Raw genomic sequence first — 15643 nt, forward strand, 5'->3', positions numbered from 1 at the left:
CTGAAATTCAGCAGCTTAAAAAATTCTGCTTAAGACTTGCTTAACTTCTCTGATTCACCAGACATTTCTCAGCGACTATCCTCAGTCATTTCTGGTCCCGGCTATCTCCGGCATACCGTTTTACCTGAACCCAGCATTCCCAAAATTATCTACCCATAACTAAAACAGCGTCTCAGGGTTTAACTTATTCGTTTGAGGCCTTCAGTGGCACGCGACTACTATTAGGGAAGTTACTTACTGTAAATCAACCATAATTTTCTATTTTCAGGACGCAGCCATGATGCCAGCGCTAGCCGTTTCCCGACGTACCCGCAGTACGCCTTTTACCAGCCGTGTCGAAGCCATGGGGGTTCAGGCTTACACCGTGTATAACCACATGCTGTTACCAACTGCCTTTCAGGGCATTGAAGAAGATTACTGGCACCTGTGCGAACACGTACAGGTGTGGGATGTTTCCTGTGAACGTCAGGTGGAGATTACCGGCCCGGATGCCCAGCAACTGATTCAGCTGATGACCCCGCGGGATCTGAGTAAAGCCCATGCAGGGCAGTGCTTTTATCTGCCTTTGTGTGACGAAAAGGGCATGCTTATAAATGATCCCATCGCTATCAAGCACAGTGATGAGCACTGGTGGCTGTCTATTGCGGACAGCGACGTGAAGCTTTGGGCAAAAGGCATCGCCACCGGCATGCAGTTAGAGGTGAAAGTCTGTGAACCGGATGTCTGGCCGCTGGCGGTACAGGGGCCGAAAGCAGAAGAACTGATGGCCCGGGTATTCGGTGAAGACGTCAGGGATATCCGTTTCTTCCGGTACCGGCATCTGAATTACCGGGGTAAAAACATGGTGGTTGCCCGTTCCGGCTGGAGCAAACAGGGCGGTTTTGAAATCTACGTCAACGATGCGGAACTTGGCTGCATGCTCTGGGATGATCTGTTCAGTGCCGGTGAAGATCTTCAGGTTGCCCCGGGCTGCCCAAATCTGATTGAACGCATTGAAAGCGGTTTACTGTCGTTCGGTAATGATATGGATGATTCCGACACACCGCTGGAATGTGGCCTGGATAAATACGTCAGCCTCAGCGCAGAGATTAACAGCCTGAGCATTGAGGCCCTGCGCAACAGCACACCGCGGCATCAGTTAGTGGGTCTGGTGTGTGCAGGTAAGCACAGTTTTACCGCCACCGGTGTGTATATGGAAGAGCTTTGTGTCGGCGAGATTACCTCGTGGGCCTGGTCACCGAAATATGGCGTGACACTGGCCATGGCCCGCTGCAACCCTGCGGTAATGGATGAGGGTGTGAGCCTAACGGTGAATAGCGACAACGGTTCTCAGCCCGTAGTATTGAGCGGATTGCCATTTAATTTTAACGACTTAGGACTGACAGCTCATGAGGCGGGTCAGTCGCAGTCAGTGACAGGGAAGCAAGTTTAATGAGTAAACAAAACAACCGGTCGTCGTATCTGGGGGCTGACACAATCGCCCTGCATGCCGGCTATCAGCCTGAACCGGAACATGGTTCACGCGCCGTTCCCATTTATCAGACAACCTCCTATGTTTTCGAAAGCGTTGATGCTGCATCGGCACTGTTTAACGTCGAACAGGGCGGTCATATTTACAGCCGCATTACTAACCCTACCGTTGCAGTACTTGAACAGCGGGTAGCAGCCCTTGAAGGCGGCACGGGTGCTGTCTGTACTGCCTCAGGCATGAGCGCGCTGTTCGTTACCTTTGTTTCCCTGTGTTCTGCCGGGGATCATATTGTCAGCGCCGGACAAATATACGGCTCCACCGTGACGCTACTGAAACACACACTGAAGCGCTTCGCCATCGACGTTACCTTCGTTGATATTAACGATGCTCAGGCGGTCGCGGGCGCGATACAGAGCAATACCAAACTGGTGTTCTGTGAGTCTATCGGTAACCCGGGGCTGGAAGTCTCCGATCTGCCTTCCGTCTCAGATGTGGCCCACCGCCACGGCATTCCGCTGGTTGTAGATGCCACATTTGCCACGCCAAGCCTGTGCCGGCCATTGGAACACGGTGCCGATGTTGTGGTGCACTCCCTGACTAAATGGATCGGTGGCCATGGTACGGCCATCGGCGGGGCGATTGTGGATGGCGGCAAGTTCGACTGGTCTGCCAGCGGTCGCTTCCCGACGCTGACCGAACCCTATGAGCCGTTCCACGGCATTAACTTCTGGGAAGAATTCGGCCCGGCAGCGCTGACGATGCGTATCCGTGCAGAAGCCATGCGTGATTTCGGTGCTGCGATGAGCCCGCACAATGCCTTCCTGTTATTACAGGGTATCGAAACCCTCAACCTGCGGATGAAACAGCACGTCGAAAACGCCAGACAACTCACGGAATGGCTGCCGCAACAGGATAATGTTGCCTGGGTAAACCATCCGGACCTTGAATCCAATCCCACCAAGGAAATTGCCGCACAACTGTTCCCGAACGGCGCCGGCTCTATGCTGTGCTTTGGCGTGAAGGGCGGCAGGGCCTGTGGGGCAGCGTTTATTGATGCACTTCAGCTTTCCTCCAACCTTGCCAACGTAGGCGATGCACGGACTCTTGTATTGCACCCGGCCAGCACCACCCACTCACGGCTTGATGATGAAGCCATGATTAAAGCAGGTATTGGCCCGGATATGATCCGGGTATCCGTAGGCATCGAATCCATCCGTGATATCTGTGCTGATTTCGCTCAGGGGCTTAAAGCCGCTGATAAAGCATGGCAAAAGCAGCAGGAGGCATAAGATGCGGATTACCGTTAATCAACAAGACGTATTCATAGCTACCGGCGGCAAAGATTTCAACCCGGAACTGCCATGTGTGGTATTTCTTCATGGCAGTGGGCTGGATCACCGTTGCTGGGCACTGCAGGCCCGGTGGTTTGCGTTTCACGGCTATAGCGTCTTCGCACCGGATTTTCCTGGCCACAGCCTGTCTGCCGGTGAGCCGCTGACCAGCATCGAAGCCATGGCCGACTGGCTGATCGATGCGCTTGATGCGGCCGGTGTTGATCAGTTACATCTGGTCGGGCATTCCCAGGGCTTTCTGGTGGCGTTGGAAGCTGCAGCGCGGCTACAGTCGAAGCTGCTGTCGCTAACAGCGATTGGCACCGCAGCCGCAATACCGGTGAATCCGGCGTTAATTGAGACGGCTAAAGAAGCCCCGATGAAAGCCGCAGATATGATGTTGCAGTGGGGCTTTGGCCAGGCGACGCAAATGGGCTACAGCGCTGTACCGGGCGTACAGCCTATCGCAGTAGGCCGTCAGATCATGGCCGCCAACCCCTTGGCAGAAGACCTTCAGGCCTGTAACGACTACACCCAAGGCACCGTCAGAGCCGCAGATATTATGTGTCCGACCCAGGTGATTTTAGCCGGGCAGGACCGCATGACCCCTTATAAAACCGGGCTTGAGCTGGCAAAACTGCTGAACACAGAGGCGATCCGGATTGAATCGGGCCATATGTTACCGATTGAAGCCCCTAAAGCCTGTCTCGATGCCATGAAACAGTTTTTCACCCGTCTTTAACTGTGCCGGTAACCGAATAAGAGAACCCATTATGTCTACATCTACATTCAAAAAAGTTGCCGTTATCGGTGCCGGTACCATGGGCGCTGGCATTGCCGGACAGGTTGCCAATGCAGGCATTGAAGTCTGGCTGCTGGATCTGGCGTCAGAAGGCGAGCAGGTGAATGCTCTGGCTGAACGGGGTATGGAACGGCTGCAGGATCCGGACGCCCCGGGACTGATGAGCGACGCAGCGGCGGAGAACATCCATCTGGGCAATATCCGCGATGATTTTGACCAGTTGGCGGACTGCGACTGGATCGCCGAAGCGGTAGTGGAGCGTCTCGACATCAAGCAGGACTTATATCGCCGTATCAATGATGTTTGCCGTGACGATGCCATCATTACCTCCAACACTTCGACGATCCCTATCAGCTTGCTGACCCAGGGCATGCCGCAGTCTTTCTGTGAGCGCTTTGCCATTACCCATTTCTTTAACCCGGTGCGTTTTATGCGCCTGCTGGAGCTGGTTCGCGGGGAACAGACCCGTGATGATGTTATGGCACGACTTGATGCATTCTGTGACCAGCAACTGGGGAAAGGGGTGGTGCACTGTGCCGACACACCTGGCTTTCTGGGTAACCGGGTCGGTGTATATGCGATCCAGTGTGCCTTACATACCGCCTTTGAAATGGGCCTGAGTCCTGCGGAAGCAGATGCGCTGTTTGGCCGGCCAATGGGCATTCCGAAAACCGGCGTGTTTGGCCTGTATGATCTGATCGGCATCGACCTGATGTCTGATGTGGTCAAAAGTCTGGTGAATATTCTCCCCGCGGAAGATGACTTCCACAGGGTGGCGGCTGAAATCCCGCTGATGAGCGCCATGATTGCCAACGGTCAGACCGGCAACAAGAATGGTCAGGGCTTCTTCCGTGATGTCCCCACCGAAAACCCGGATCTCAGCACCCGCGAAGTTCTCAACCTCAGCAACAATGAATATCAGCCCTATACACGTCTGGAACTGCCGCTGGCGCTTAAGGCTGAAGCGCAGGGCGTACAGGTGCTGCTGGATGATGACAGCCGCTACGGTAAATACGCCTGGCAGGTGCTCTCACGTACCCTGTGTTATGCCGCGTCGCTTATCCCGGAAGTGGGGGATGACATTGTCCCGGTCGATGATGCCATGAAACTGGGCTACAACTGGGTACAGGGGCCGTTTGAGCTGCTGGACCAGATTGGCACCGAACGTTTTGTGACACGGCTTGAAGCAGAAGGCCGTACCGTTCCTGCACTACTGCAACAAACCCGTGGTGATCAGTTTTACCGGGTTGCCGGGAATCAGCTTTTTGCCCGCCGGGCAGACGGCAGCTATCCGCCGATTCAGCGGGCCGAAGGGGTGCTGCGCTTCTCTGAACTGCGCCGTACGCTGACACCGCAAAACAGCAATGCCGTTGCCAGCTGGTTCATTGTTGAGGACGCCGCCATTGTGGAATTCCACAGCAAGGCCAACGCACTGGACGGTGATTCAATGGCCATTCTGGAAGATGCCCTCCAGCAGGCGGCAGCCCGTGGATTACGGGGCGTTATCATCCACAATGATGCCCAGCATTTCTCCTGTGGTGTGAACCTGGGCGCGGTACAGCGCTTCTATCAGGCGGAAGACTATGAAGATCTGGACCACTTCCTTAATCACTTCCAGCAAGTGGTACTGGCCATGCGTAACAGCCCGGTACCGGTTGTGGCTGCACCATCCGGTCTGTCCATCGGCGGCGGTTTTGAAGTAGTGCTGCATGCGGATCAGGTCATCTGCCATGCCAACTCGGTTACCGGGCTGGTTGAATCTCTGGTGGGCGTGGTTCCCGGCGGCGGCGGGGTTAAGGAAACTCTGTACCGCAATCTGGCCAAATTCGGCGATATCAAAACGGCAAGCATGAAAGCCTTCATGAATCTGGGTTACGGCCGGACCGGCACCTCACCCATCATCAGTAAAAAGCTGGCCATGCTGCGGGATCAGGATCAGTGGCTGATGAACCGTGACCGTTTGCTTAACCATGCCCTCAATGCACTGGATAAGGTTGAAAAAGCACCGGCCCGCGAACCGGTGGCTCTGGCGGGTGAACCACTGTATACCGAAATGTGTGACTGGCTGCATAAAGCCCGCGCGGAAGGGCAGTTGTATCCCCATGATGTGGTTGTTGGTACTGAGATCGCCGGCATTCTCACCGGTGGCCAGTGTGCAGCCGGTACCCTGCATACTGAGCAGGATCTGTTCGCTGCGGAACGCCGGGCATTCCTGAGGCTGGTAAAAACCCCGGAAACCCGCGCGCGAATCGACAGCATGCTGGGCAGCGGCAGCAGCATCCGCAACTGATGGCATGAAACTGAAGGATACCGGCGGCGTATTAAACCGCCGCCGGAATCCGGACCAGAATAAGAATAAGGAGTACAATCATGCATGCAGATTATCAGGCGCTGGGCATGAATGCGGCCAACCATGTGGGCCTGTCCCCGGTATCGTTCCTGCACCGCAGTGCAGATGTTTACCCCGATTACGAAGCCGTTATTTACGGTGACCGCCGTTACAGCTGGCAGGACGTCCGGCAACGGTGTAACCGTATGGCATCGTCACTGACTGAAATGGGTGTCGGCCTGGGGGATACGGTAGCGGTGCTGGCCTTTAATACCCCGGAAATGTTTGAGTCACACTTTTCTGTGCCAATGACCGGCGGGGTAATCAACACCATAAATACCCGGCTGGATGCTGAAACCGTGGCGTATATTCTTGATCACGGCAAGGTACGGGTCGCCATTGTCGACCGGCAACTGTATCCGGTTTACAAAGCCGCCCTGGAATTCGCCGAAAGCCGGCCGCAACTGGTAGTGATTGATGATCCGGCAGCAGGAGAGCGCCCGGATGTCGACCTCCCACACCTTAGTTATGAATCCCTGATCAGCAGCGGCAATCCGGACTTCAGCTGGCAGCCACCGGAAGACGAGTGGCAGGCCATTGCCCTGAATTACACCTCCGGTACCACCGGCAGGCCAAAAGGGGTGGTCTATCACCACCGGGGTTCCTATCTGATGAGCATGGGCACTGTAATCGGCTGGAACCTGCCGAACCATCCCCGGTACCTGTACTGCGTGCCTATGTTTCACTGCAACGGCTGGGGGCATGCCTGGACGATGGCGGCAGTAAGCGGCACCGTCGTCTGTATGCGGGCGTTTGAGCCTGGTCTGCTGTTCCGGCTGGTCGATGAGCATCAGGTAAGCCATTTCGGCGGCGCGCCGATTATTCTCAATATGCTGGCCAATGCCCCGGAAGAACAACAGATCCGGTTTGACCGCAGTATTAAAGTGATGACCGCCGGCGCACCGCCACCGGCGCAGGTACTGAGCCGCATGACAGAGTTCGGCTTTGATGTGATGCACGTTTACGGCCTGACGGAAACCTATGGCCATATTCTGCAGGCAGCACCGCAGCAGAGCTGGGAAGCCGAAGACAACAGCCGGCAGGCAGACCTTAAATCCCGTCAGGGGGTGCGTTTTCCCATGACCGAAGCGGTGATCGTTCAGGATACCGATACTGGCTTGCAGGTACCCGCTGACGGCACTTCCATTGGTGAAATCCTGATCCGTGGTAACACCTGTATGAAGGGCTATCTGAATAACCCTGAAGCCACCGCTGAAGCCTTTGCTGATGGCTGGTTCCACAGTGGCGATCTGGCGGTGGTTCATCCTGACGGATACATCCAGATTAAAGACCGTTCCAAGGATCTGATTATTTCCGGCGGAGAGAATATATCCTCGGTGGAAGTGGAAAATACCCTTTACAAACATCCGGCGGTGGGTGAGGCAGCAGTGGTCGCCATGCCTGATGATACCTGGGGAGAAGTGCCCTGTGCATTTGTTGAGCTTAAAGAGTCGGCGTCTGTCACCGAAGCAGAATTAATTGATTTCTGCAGCACTCACATGGCACGCTTTAAGCGACCCAAGCGGGTTATTTTTGGCCCGCTGCCGAAAACAGCCACCGGTAAAATTCAGAAACACGCATTACGCGATCAACTGAAACCGGCTGAATAAGGATCTGCCCGTGCTCGATAATCCAAGCAGCCTCTGGCAAAAAACCATACAACACCTGATGCCTCTCTGGCGGGAAGCACTGGGGAACAAAGATGCGCTGGACAGCCTGACGCTGACCCCGGATCTTGAAACCTCTGACCACGAACAACTGCTCACCTGGATCGATGCCTGTATCGACGGAGCAGGGGACGTTGCCGCCCGCAACCGTACCGCGCAACTTGGCCGTTGTTATCTGGAGCTGAACGAAACCGGCCGGGTGACCTTCTTCACCCTGTTATGCCAGAAATTCGATATTCAGGAACAGCCGTTAAGTGAGCTGATGCAAGCCTGGCAGGCCGCTGACAGCGACAGCCGTCCGGCACTGACCCGCAAGCTTCGCCACCAACTTGAACCGCCAAGAATGGTGCTTTTACGTCAGTTCAATGAACTGCCGGAAGGGGTTAAATTCCTGGTGGATATGCGCGCTGAACTCCTTAAACTGAGCCGTCAGCACCCTCATTTAAAACCTCTTGAAGAAGATTTAAAACGTCTGCTAACCAGTTGGTTTGACGTAGGTTTATTGCAACTGGAAGAGATCACCTGGCACTCAGGGGCGGACCTTCTTGAGAAGCTCATTGAGTATGAAGCGGTACACGAAATACAAAGCTGGAACGACCTGAAAAACCGCCTGGATTCAGACCGGCGCTGCTTTGCGTTCTTCCACCCGAACATGCCAAACGAGCCCCTTATCTTTGTGGAAGTGGCACTGGTTGAAGGGCTGGCCGGGAACGTACAGACCCTGCTGGATGAGGATGCGCCGCTGGCGGATCTGAATCAGGCGGACAGTGCCATCTTCTATTCCATCTCCAACACCCAGAAGGGATTGCGGGGCATCAGCCTGGGCAACTTCCTGATCAAACGGGTGGTGAACCAGTTGCAGCATGACTTCCCGCAACTGAAGCAGTTTGCGACATTATCACCGGTACCGGGCTTTACCCAGTGGCTGGATAACCTCAGCGAAGAGGAACAGAAGACACTGGCATTCAGCAGTAATTCTGAACAACTGCGCCAGCAACTGGTGCAGGCGGATCAGACCGAACGTGAGGCTCTGAAAGAGCAGATCGAGCCGCTGGCACTGGCTTACTTTACCCAGGCAAAGCATCCCCGGTATGCGCCGTTTGTCAGGGACCCTGTGGCACACTTCCATCTGACCAACGGTGCCCAACTGGCGCGGATAAACTGGCTGGCTGACCAGTCAGAGAAGGGCCTGCAGCAATCTCTGGGGCTCATGGTGAATTACCTTTACGAACTGCCACACATTGAATCCCGCAGCCAGGGTTACACCGGTAACGGTGATATCGCACTGTCAGCGGCGCTCAGTAAACACAAGAAATAAGGTTTCATTCCTGTTATACCCTCCGTTCGGGACAAACCGACGGAGGGTTGTTCGTCTATACCAGCCAGAAAGCATCTTTCCAGCGCGCGGTTTTGAGCGCATCCCGCTCTTCATAAACCCGCAATGCGGTGGGTAAATCCAGCTCAAAGCCTGCTTCTTCATCATTTGCCAGCGCAGTTAGCAGCAGGGTGTACCAGGCGGTAATGCCTCCCGGCGGATTGGTTTCGAAACGGGGAAACTCAGGATCACCTTTTCCGGCCAGCCAGTCACTGGCCAGCGACGGATTAAGGATGGTGGCGCGGGCCACCCCGATCAGATCAGTATTTCCGCCAGCCAGGGCATCAGTAGCGTCTTGCCGGGACTTAAAACCGCCGGTAACCATCAGCGGAATGGCCGTGATTTCCCGCGCCTGTGCTGCAAACTCCACGTAGTAGGGGCCTTTAGCCGCACTGTCTGAACTGGATTTAGCGCCGGGAAAGTAAGTACCGCCGCTTAGCTCGATAAGATCAAGGGTGGTTTTATCCAGCAAGCTGATGGTTTCCAGTGCGTCCTGCCGGGTCAGGCCGCCTTCCAGCAGATCCGACGTGTTGATCTTGATCCCGACAGGAAAAGCCGGACCGACAGCTTCACGGACTGCCGCAATAATTTCCGTCACAATCCGCGCCCGCCGGGCAACTGAACCGCCGTACTCATCCTCCCGGCGATTAAACAGCGGTGACAGGAACTGACTGAGCAAAAAACCGTGGCCAGCATGGATCTGCACACCAGTAAAGCCGACTTCTTTGGCCAGCGTCGCAGACCGGGCGTAGGTTTCCGGTAACTGCTGAATCTCTGCAAGGGTCATTCCGTCACATCTGAAATCACCAATGTGCAATGCAGAAGGCCCTTTCGGCTGATATATAGGGCTATGTGACAAGGCACCACCATGGCCCAGCTGCGGCCAGATATGCGCACCGTTTACCGACGCTCTGGCAGTCAGTTCCCGCAGGCTGTCCAGATCTGAATGTTCCCACAGCATCAGGTTTCCGGGCTTTTCCGGATAACGGGGGTCAGACTGCACCTCACCGATCAGCGATAACGCCAGACCGCCCTGAGCCCAGCGTTCATAGAGGCGAGTCTGGGCAGCCGTCGGGTTGCCCGTGCCGTCACCCAGCGAATCTGACATGGCGGATTTTACCATTCTGTTCTTCAGTACTGCGCCACCGGGCAACTGTATAGCATCGCCCAGCTGCGGGGCTGATCCGGTTTGTGTATTCATAGTGTCTTCTCATCTGTTTATAAGGGCTGCACAGGCTCTGAAAACTCAAGCTCCTGACTTAAGCGCCCGACTGATGAAGACATTATCGGCGAACTTATCTAAACTAAAAACACAGTAATACTACAATGACTATTAAATAAAATTTAATAATGAACATATCTGATCTGAACCTGTTTATCCGCATCGCCGAAACCGGCAGCATCACTGAGTCTGCCAGGCAGCTGGGCATTACCACCGCAGCTGCAAGCCTGGGGCTACGCCGCCTGGAAGCTCAGTTGGATATGCAGTTGTTTATCCGGACCACCCGGCAACTGAGAATCACCGCCGCCGGGGAGAAATTTCTGTTTCACTGCCGGCATGCACTGGACACCCTTGAACAGGGTATGGCGGCCGCACACAGCAATTTAAATGACATCAGTGGCAACCTGAGGTTTTCCGTATCCTCTGATCTCGGCCGCAATCTGGTGTTTGGCTGGGTGGACGAAATGATGGAGCAGTATCCGGCACTGACCATTGATCTGAATGTGAGTGACAGCCTGTCAAATTTCTTTCAGGATCAGGTCGATGTAGCGCTGCGTTACGGTAAACCGCAGGATTCCACCATGGTGTCTTTCCACATAGCCACCCTGAAACGGATTACCTGCGCGTCTCCTGAGTATCTCGCAGACGTGGGTGTGCCGGCACATCCCGATGAACTTAAAGCTCATAACTGCCTGTTGTACCGGCTGGACGGCCGGTTATTTAATCACTGGGAATATAGCGGCGAAACCGGCAAACACCGGCTTAAAGTCAGCAGCAACCGGATCAGCAATGATACCGATATCGTGCGCCGCTGGGCGGTGGCCGGAAAGGGCGTTGCCTATCGCTCACAGATCGATGTCGCAGCAGATATTAAACAGGGCAGGCTGGTACCGTTACTTAACGACTATCAGTCACCTCCCGTTGAGCTTTACCTGCTTTGCCCGGGAAGAAAGCAGGTTACCCCAGCGGTCATTGCGTTCCGTGAGATGCTAAGGGAGAAATGCGCCGCACTGATTTAAGTGCGTGAGACGAAAATCAGTCACAGATAAAAATTGCCTATGAATCACATAGGTAAAGCTAATTAAGATCATTGATACAGGTCAGAATGCCGTTTGCGCTGAAGTTCTACTCTGCCGGTACCGGTAACGGTAAAAGAAGCAAATCAGCCTTTGTATCCGACAAGGGCTGAATAAAACGGAACCGCGCAGGCGACCGAATCACCGTCTCAACTGGCAGGCTGCGTCGGTGACCGGTCGGGCTGCGGGCTCACAACGGAGATTTATACCATGAAACAACGCTCTGGTCTGGCCCTGCTGGGCCTTCTGACCGTTTTTCCTGTAATGGCCAATGAACCTTTACAACCTGTCGAACCCTATACGGTAACAAGCCCTGCAAAAGTGGAGCTGGGTAAGCAACTGTATTTTGATCCCAGACTGTCTAAATCCGGCTTTATATCCTGTAACTCATGCCACAACCTCAGCATGGGCGGAACTGACAACATGCCGACTTCAATCGGCCATAACTGGACCCTAGGGCCCATTAATGCCCCCACTGTACTGAACAGCAGCCTTAATATTGCCCAGTTCTGGGATGGCCGCGCCAAAGACTTGCAGGAACAAGCCGCAGGGCCCATCGCCAACCCGATAGAAATGGGCTTCAGTCACCAGCTGGCTGTTGAGGTTCTGGATACAATTCCACAGTACAAAGCATCTTTTAACGCGGTATACGACACTGATGCGATCGCCATTGATCAGGTGACCGATGCAATCGCCGCATTCGAGGAAACGCTGGTGACACCGAATGCACCGTTCGACCGTTACCTTAAAGGTGAAAAAGATGCCATTTCAGATATTGCGAAAGCAGGTTATGAGCGTTTTAAAGCGACCGGCTGTACTGCCTGCCATAACGGCCAGGCGGTAGGCGGTAACTCCTTTCAGAAAATGGGTCTTGTAAAGCCCTATAAAACTGACAATCCGGCAGCCGGGCTGTCAGCGGTAACCGGTCAGGAAATCGACCGTTTCAAGTTCAAAGTCCCGACACTGCGTAATGTAGAGCTGACCTATCCGTACTTCCACGATGGCGCTATCTGGACGCTGGAAGAAGCCGTCAACATCATGGCTGAGCTACAGCTGGGCAAAGCACTGAAGCAGGAAGAAACAGATGAAATTGTTGCCTTCCTGAAAACCCTTACCGGTGACCAGCCAAGCTTTAAACTGCCACAGCTGCCGCCATCAACCAACAATACCCCACGGCCTGATCCGGCCTGATAACTGAACTGAGAAAACGCAAAAGCAGCCCCCGGGCTGCTTTTTGATTTATCAGCCTGGCCTTACAGCCACAAAAACAGTGCGCACCCAGCCGTCAGGCCGCCGGTTGTCCGGGTAAACAGCTTCCAGCGCAGTTCGGTTGACAGAAATCGTCGGATTGCCCGGCCTGCGACGGCCCAGGGGGTAATCGACAGAAAACTCAGCGGCGGGATGATCAGTAACACCAGCCAGATCAGCTCAGGCTCCTGTTCAATCGCCACCAGTACAAGACTGACCAGCGCAAGGGTGGCACTGATAGCCTTTGGATTGGCGAACTGGAATAACACCGCCATGATAAAACGCATCGGTTTTTCCACCTGCTTATCGCCCCCGGACTGTCGGGCCGTAGCCATTTTCCAGCCGATCATACACAGCCACACACTGCCCATTACCTTCAGAACCAGCAGGGTTTGCGGCCAGGTATCGATCAGGGGCTTCAGCCCCAGCACCGCCAGTGAATTCAGTAGTACCGTGCCGGCCAGAATGCCAAAAATATGTGGCAGGGTTGCCCTTACCCCGAACTTAGCCCCGGAATATACCAACATCATATTATTCGGCCCCGGTGTCGCCCACATAGTGTAAGCAACCAGAACAAAGGGCATCAGTAACTCAAGATTTGCAGACATCAGGTTTTCCGGCTCCGCGTTGAATGAGCAGACAGTATAGGAGCAGGACAAGCAAAGGACACAGACACACAAAGCAGAATAATGAATAGACACAGGGGTTTTCCCTTTGCATACTCAGCCGGGCTGATAAGCTTTACAAACATGAACAGCGACAGGCCTCGGGACACCATGACCGGAAACAACCAGACACAAAATCAGACACAGACCGGCCAGCCCCGGTATTTACAGATCGCCGGATTAATCGAACAGAAAATCCGCAACAGCGAACTCAGTCATGGCACACGTTTACCGGCAATCCGGCAGCTTGCAGCGGATTATCATGTCAGCATAAATACCATTCGCAGTGTACTGGACATTCTTGAACAGCAAGACCTGATCAGCCGGCAACCCCGGCAGGGCACACGGGTTAACTTTCAGTCAAAGCCTCAACAGCATTACCGGCCGTTCGAACCCTTTAAGGCTGATTCCCGGCTGGCGCCTCAGGCACAGAAATGGCTGGATGCCTCTATCCTCAACGGGCAATCAAATGGCCAGTTCATTAACATGGTGCTGTCACCGGAGCTGGACATGTTCCGTTCTTTCCAGCGTCATTATCACAAGGTGCTGTTACAGCCATCCAGAAGGGGGATGGAAAGCTCAGCAGGTTATCTGCCATTAAGAGACGCCCTGTGTCGTCTGTATGCTCAGCGCCAGACCAACGTAAATCCAACTCAGGTGCAGATTACCAGCGGTTGTCAGCACGCCATGGAACATGCGTTACGGACAGTGTGTCAGCCCGGTGATAATGTTGCCGTACCCACGCCGGCATTTCCCGGCTATCTGGCATTACTGGGGCAGCTGCAACTGAACGCGGTGGAGGTCCCCATGACACCGGCGGGGCCGGATTACGAATCCCTTAAAACAGTGATGTACAGTGGCGATATCGCCGCGCTGATCATCAATCCGGTCTGCCATAATCCGACCGGGGTAACCATCAGTGATGACTATAAACGGGACATCGCTCACTGGGCCAACAGTCTGAGGATTCCGGTCATTGAGGACGACATCTGCGCCACGCTGAACTTTTCTGAAGCCTTTCCCAGACCGGTTATCAGTTATGACACTGACGGCTGGTGTATGCTGGTCAGCTCGATCTCGAAAATCGTCGGGGACAGCGAACGGCTTGGCTGGTGCCTGCCGGGGCGCTTCCGCGATGCCTATATGACCCAGGTGGCCATCAGCCAGATCAGCGGCCCGTATTTCCGCCAGAAAGCACTGGCGAACTACCTTAACGGCTCCCGGTATGCCAGCCAGCTGCGTCAATGGCGGGGCGAGATGAAAGCCTTTCTGAATGAGGCCAGCGAATATCTGCATGCTGAACTGGGCAGTGCAATTGAAATTACCTCACCAAGTGGCGGGTATGCGCTCTGGATAAGGCTTCCGGATTATGTGGATGTTAGTGAAGTACGCCGGCAGGCCCGGGCGAAGGATTGTGACTTCCTGCCGGGTGAAGTATTCAGCCTGGCACCGCGGTTTAAGCAATACATCAGGCTGGTACTGATCCCGCCGAAGGATGAGCGCTATGAAAAGGCGCTGCAAAAGCTGACGGGGATCCTTAAACCCTTACTGAAAAAAGCCTAAACCACTACCTGCAGCCGGTTCAGCAACCGCTGCAGGGGTACATCCAGATGGCCGCCCAGTTTCTTTGCTTGGGCCTGCAGGCGGCGGGGGTGTGGGTCCAGCTGAATATCCTTTCCCACAAACACAATTACATTGCCTTCCTGGGTGCTGGCCTGTAACGGCTGGGAACCGAACACCTCCTGCAGGGTATCCATACAGAGGGGCAGGATACCTTTACCTTCATCCCACAAATTGATGACCAGCACGCCTTCATCCTTTAAATGATCATAACTGGCCTGTAAGAAGGCCGGATCAACCAACTGATCCTGTAAACCGTTATCCAGATAGAGATCGACGAATAACAGATCCTGCTGACCGGCCGGCAGTAAAGGCGCCTGAATATGCTCAAAGGCGTCACCTATATGCAGGGTCAGGCGCTTCGAATCCGGTAACGAAAACCAGTCACGGGCCGCCAGTGCGACTTTCTCCCGCAGTTCGACAACGGTTACTTGCAGGTTTTCATCCGCCAGCAACAGGGCTTTCGCCAGCGAGCCAGCCCCTAAACCGAGCAGGGTGGCACCCCGGGCGTCCGGGGCGAGTAATAACGCCAGCATCATGCACTGGGTGTACTGAAAGAGCAGGCGATCGGGCTGGTTGACCTGCATACCGCTTTGCTCACCGCCGTTACCGAAGGTTAGGTATATATTGTCGTTGTCACTGAGAACATGAATGGGACCCCATTCATCATGGTAGCGGCTGACTTCAAATGCGCTCATACAGTGGGTTTCCTGCTGCTGTTCCTGCTGGCATAAGCGGCTGAGTATATACAGCCGCCCACGCTTACTCCAGCACGTT

The 15643-nt window shown here is 54.5% G+C and carries 12 protein-coding genes; 9 read left to right on the plus strand and 3 right to left on the minus strand.

Annotated elements, in window-relative coordinates; translation table 11 throughout:
• Positions 1-277: 277 nt before the first annotated feature.
• The 6 genes from PCI15_RS11685 (at position 278) to PCI15_RS11710 (ending at position 8978) form a co-directional block, all read left to right on the plus strand.
• Positions 278-1432, plus strand: coding sequence for a dimethylsulfoniopropionate demethylase (locus tag PCI15_RS11685; RefSeq protein ID WP_271274517.1), 1155 nt, complete (start codon positions 278-280; stop codon positions 1430-1432).
• Positions 1432-2760 (plus strand): O-acetylhomoserine aminocarboxypropyltransferase, encoded by a 1329-nt coding sequence (locus tag PCI15_RS11690; RefSeq protein ID WP_271274518.1) that lies wholly within the window; start codon positions 1432-1434, stop codon positions 2758-2760. The genes PCI15_RS11685 and PCI15_RS11690 overlap by 1 nt, the downstream gene beginning before the upstream one ends.
• Position 2761: 1 nt before the next feature.
• Positions 2762-3544, plus strand: a complete 783-nt coding sequence (locus tag PCI15_RS11695; protein ID WP_271274519.1) for an alpha/beta fold hydrolase — start codon at positions 2762-2764, stop codon at positions 3542-3544.
• Positions 3545-3575: 31 nt separating this feature from the next.
• On the plus strand, positions 3576-5894 hold the full coding sequence (locus PCI15_RS11700) for a 3-hydroxyacyl-CoA dehydrogenase/enoyl-CoA hydratase family protein (protein WP_271274520.1): 2319 nt from the start codon (positions 3576-3578) through the stop codon (positions 5892-5894).
• A gap of 80 nt (positions 5895-5974) precedes the next feature.
• Complete coding sequence (locus tag PCI15_RS11705) at positions 5975-7603, plus strand: long-chain-fatty-acid--CoA ligase (RefSeq protein ID WP_271274521.1); 1629 nt, start codon at positions 5975-5977, stop codon at positions 7601-7603.
• Positions 7604-7613: 10 nt separating this feature from the next.
• The gene (locus tag PCI15_RS11710; RefSeq protein ID WP_271274522.1) at positions 7614-8978 is read left to right on the plus strand and encodes a malonyl-CoA decarboxylase; all 1365 of its coding nucleotides are present in this window, start codon (positions 7614-7616) and stop codon (positions 8976-8978) included.
• A gap of 55 nt (positions 8979-9033) precedes the next feature.
• On the opposite strand, the gene PCI15_RS11715 is transcribed toward PCI15_RS11710, so the two are convergent.
• Positions 9034-10236: an NADH:flavin oxidoreductase/NADH oxidase family protein gene (locus tag PCI15_RS11715; RefSeq protein WP_271274523.1), complete on the minus strand. Its 1203-nt coding sequence runs from the start codon at positions 10234-10236 to the stop codon at positions 9034-9036.
• 149 nt (positions 10237-10385) lie between these two features.
• Here PCI15_RS11715 and PCI15_RS11720 point away from each other — a divergent pair, with 149 nt between their 5' ends.
• Both PCI15_RS11720 and PCI15_RS11725 read left to right on the plus strand, forming a co-directional pair.
• The gene (locus PCI15_RS11720) at positions 10386-11276 is read left to right on the plus strand and encodes a LysR family transcriptional regulator (protein ID WP_271274524.1); all 891 of its coding nucleotides are present in this window, start codon (positions 10386-10388) and stop codon (positions 11274-11276) included.
• 267 nt (positions 11277-11543) lie between these two features.
• Entirely contained in the window at positions 11544-12524 is a 981-nt protein-coding gene (locus PCI15_RS11725) for a cytochrome-c peroxidase (RefSeq protein ID WP_271274525.1), read from the plus strand.
• Between the two features lie 62 nt (positions 12525-12586).
• On the opposite strand, the gene PCI15_RS11730 is transcribed toward PCI15_RS11725, so the two are convergent.
• Positions 12587-13189 (minus strand): LysE family translocator, encoded by a 603-nt coding sequence (locus tag PCI15_RS11730; protein WP_271274526.1) that lies wholly within the window; start codon positions 13187-13189, stop codon positions 12587-12589.
• Between the two features lie 168 nt (positions 13190-13357).
• On the opposite strand from PCI15_RS11730, the gene PCI15_RS11735 reads away from it, so the two are divergent.
• A complete protein-coding gene (locus PCI15_RS11735; protein ID WP_271274527.1) occupies positions 13358-14809 on the plus strand; it encodes an aminotransferase-like domain-containing protein in 1452 nt (483 codons plus the stop codon).
• On the opposite strand, the gene PCI15_RS11740 is transcribed toward PCI15_RS11735, so the two are convergent.
• Positions 14806-15564, minus strand: a complete 759-nt coding sequence (locus PCI15_RS11740) for a spermidine synthase (protein WP_271274528.1) — start codon at positions 15562-15564, stop codon at positions 14806-14808. The genes PCI15_RS11735 and PCI15_RS11740 overlap by 4 nt on opposite strands.
• Between the last annotated feature and the right edge of the window lie 79 nt (positions 15565-15643).

The organism is Aliamphritea hakodatensis, from assembly GCF_024347195.1.
GTDB classification, from domain to species: Bacteria; Pseudomonadota; Gammaproteobacteria; order Pseudomonadales; family Balneatricaceae; genus Amphritea; species Amphritea hakodatensis.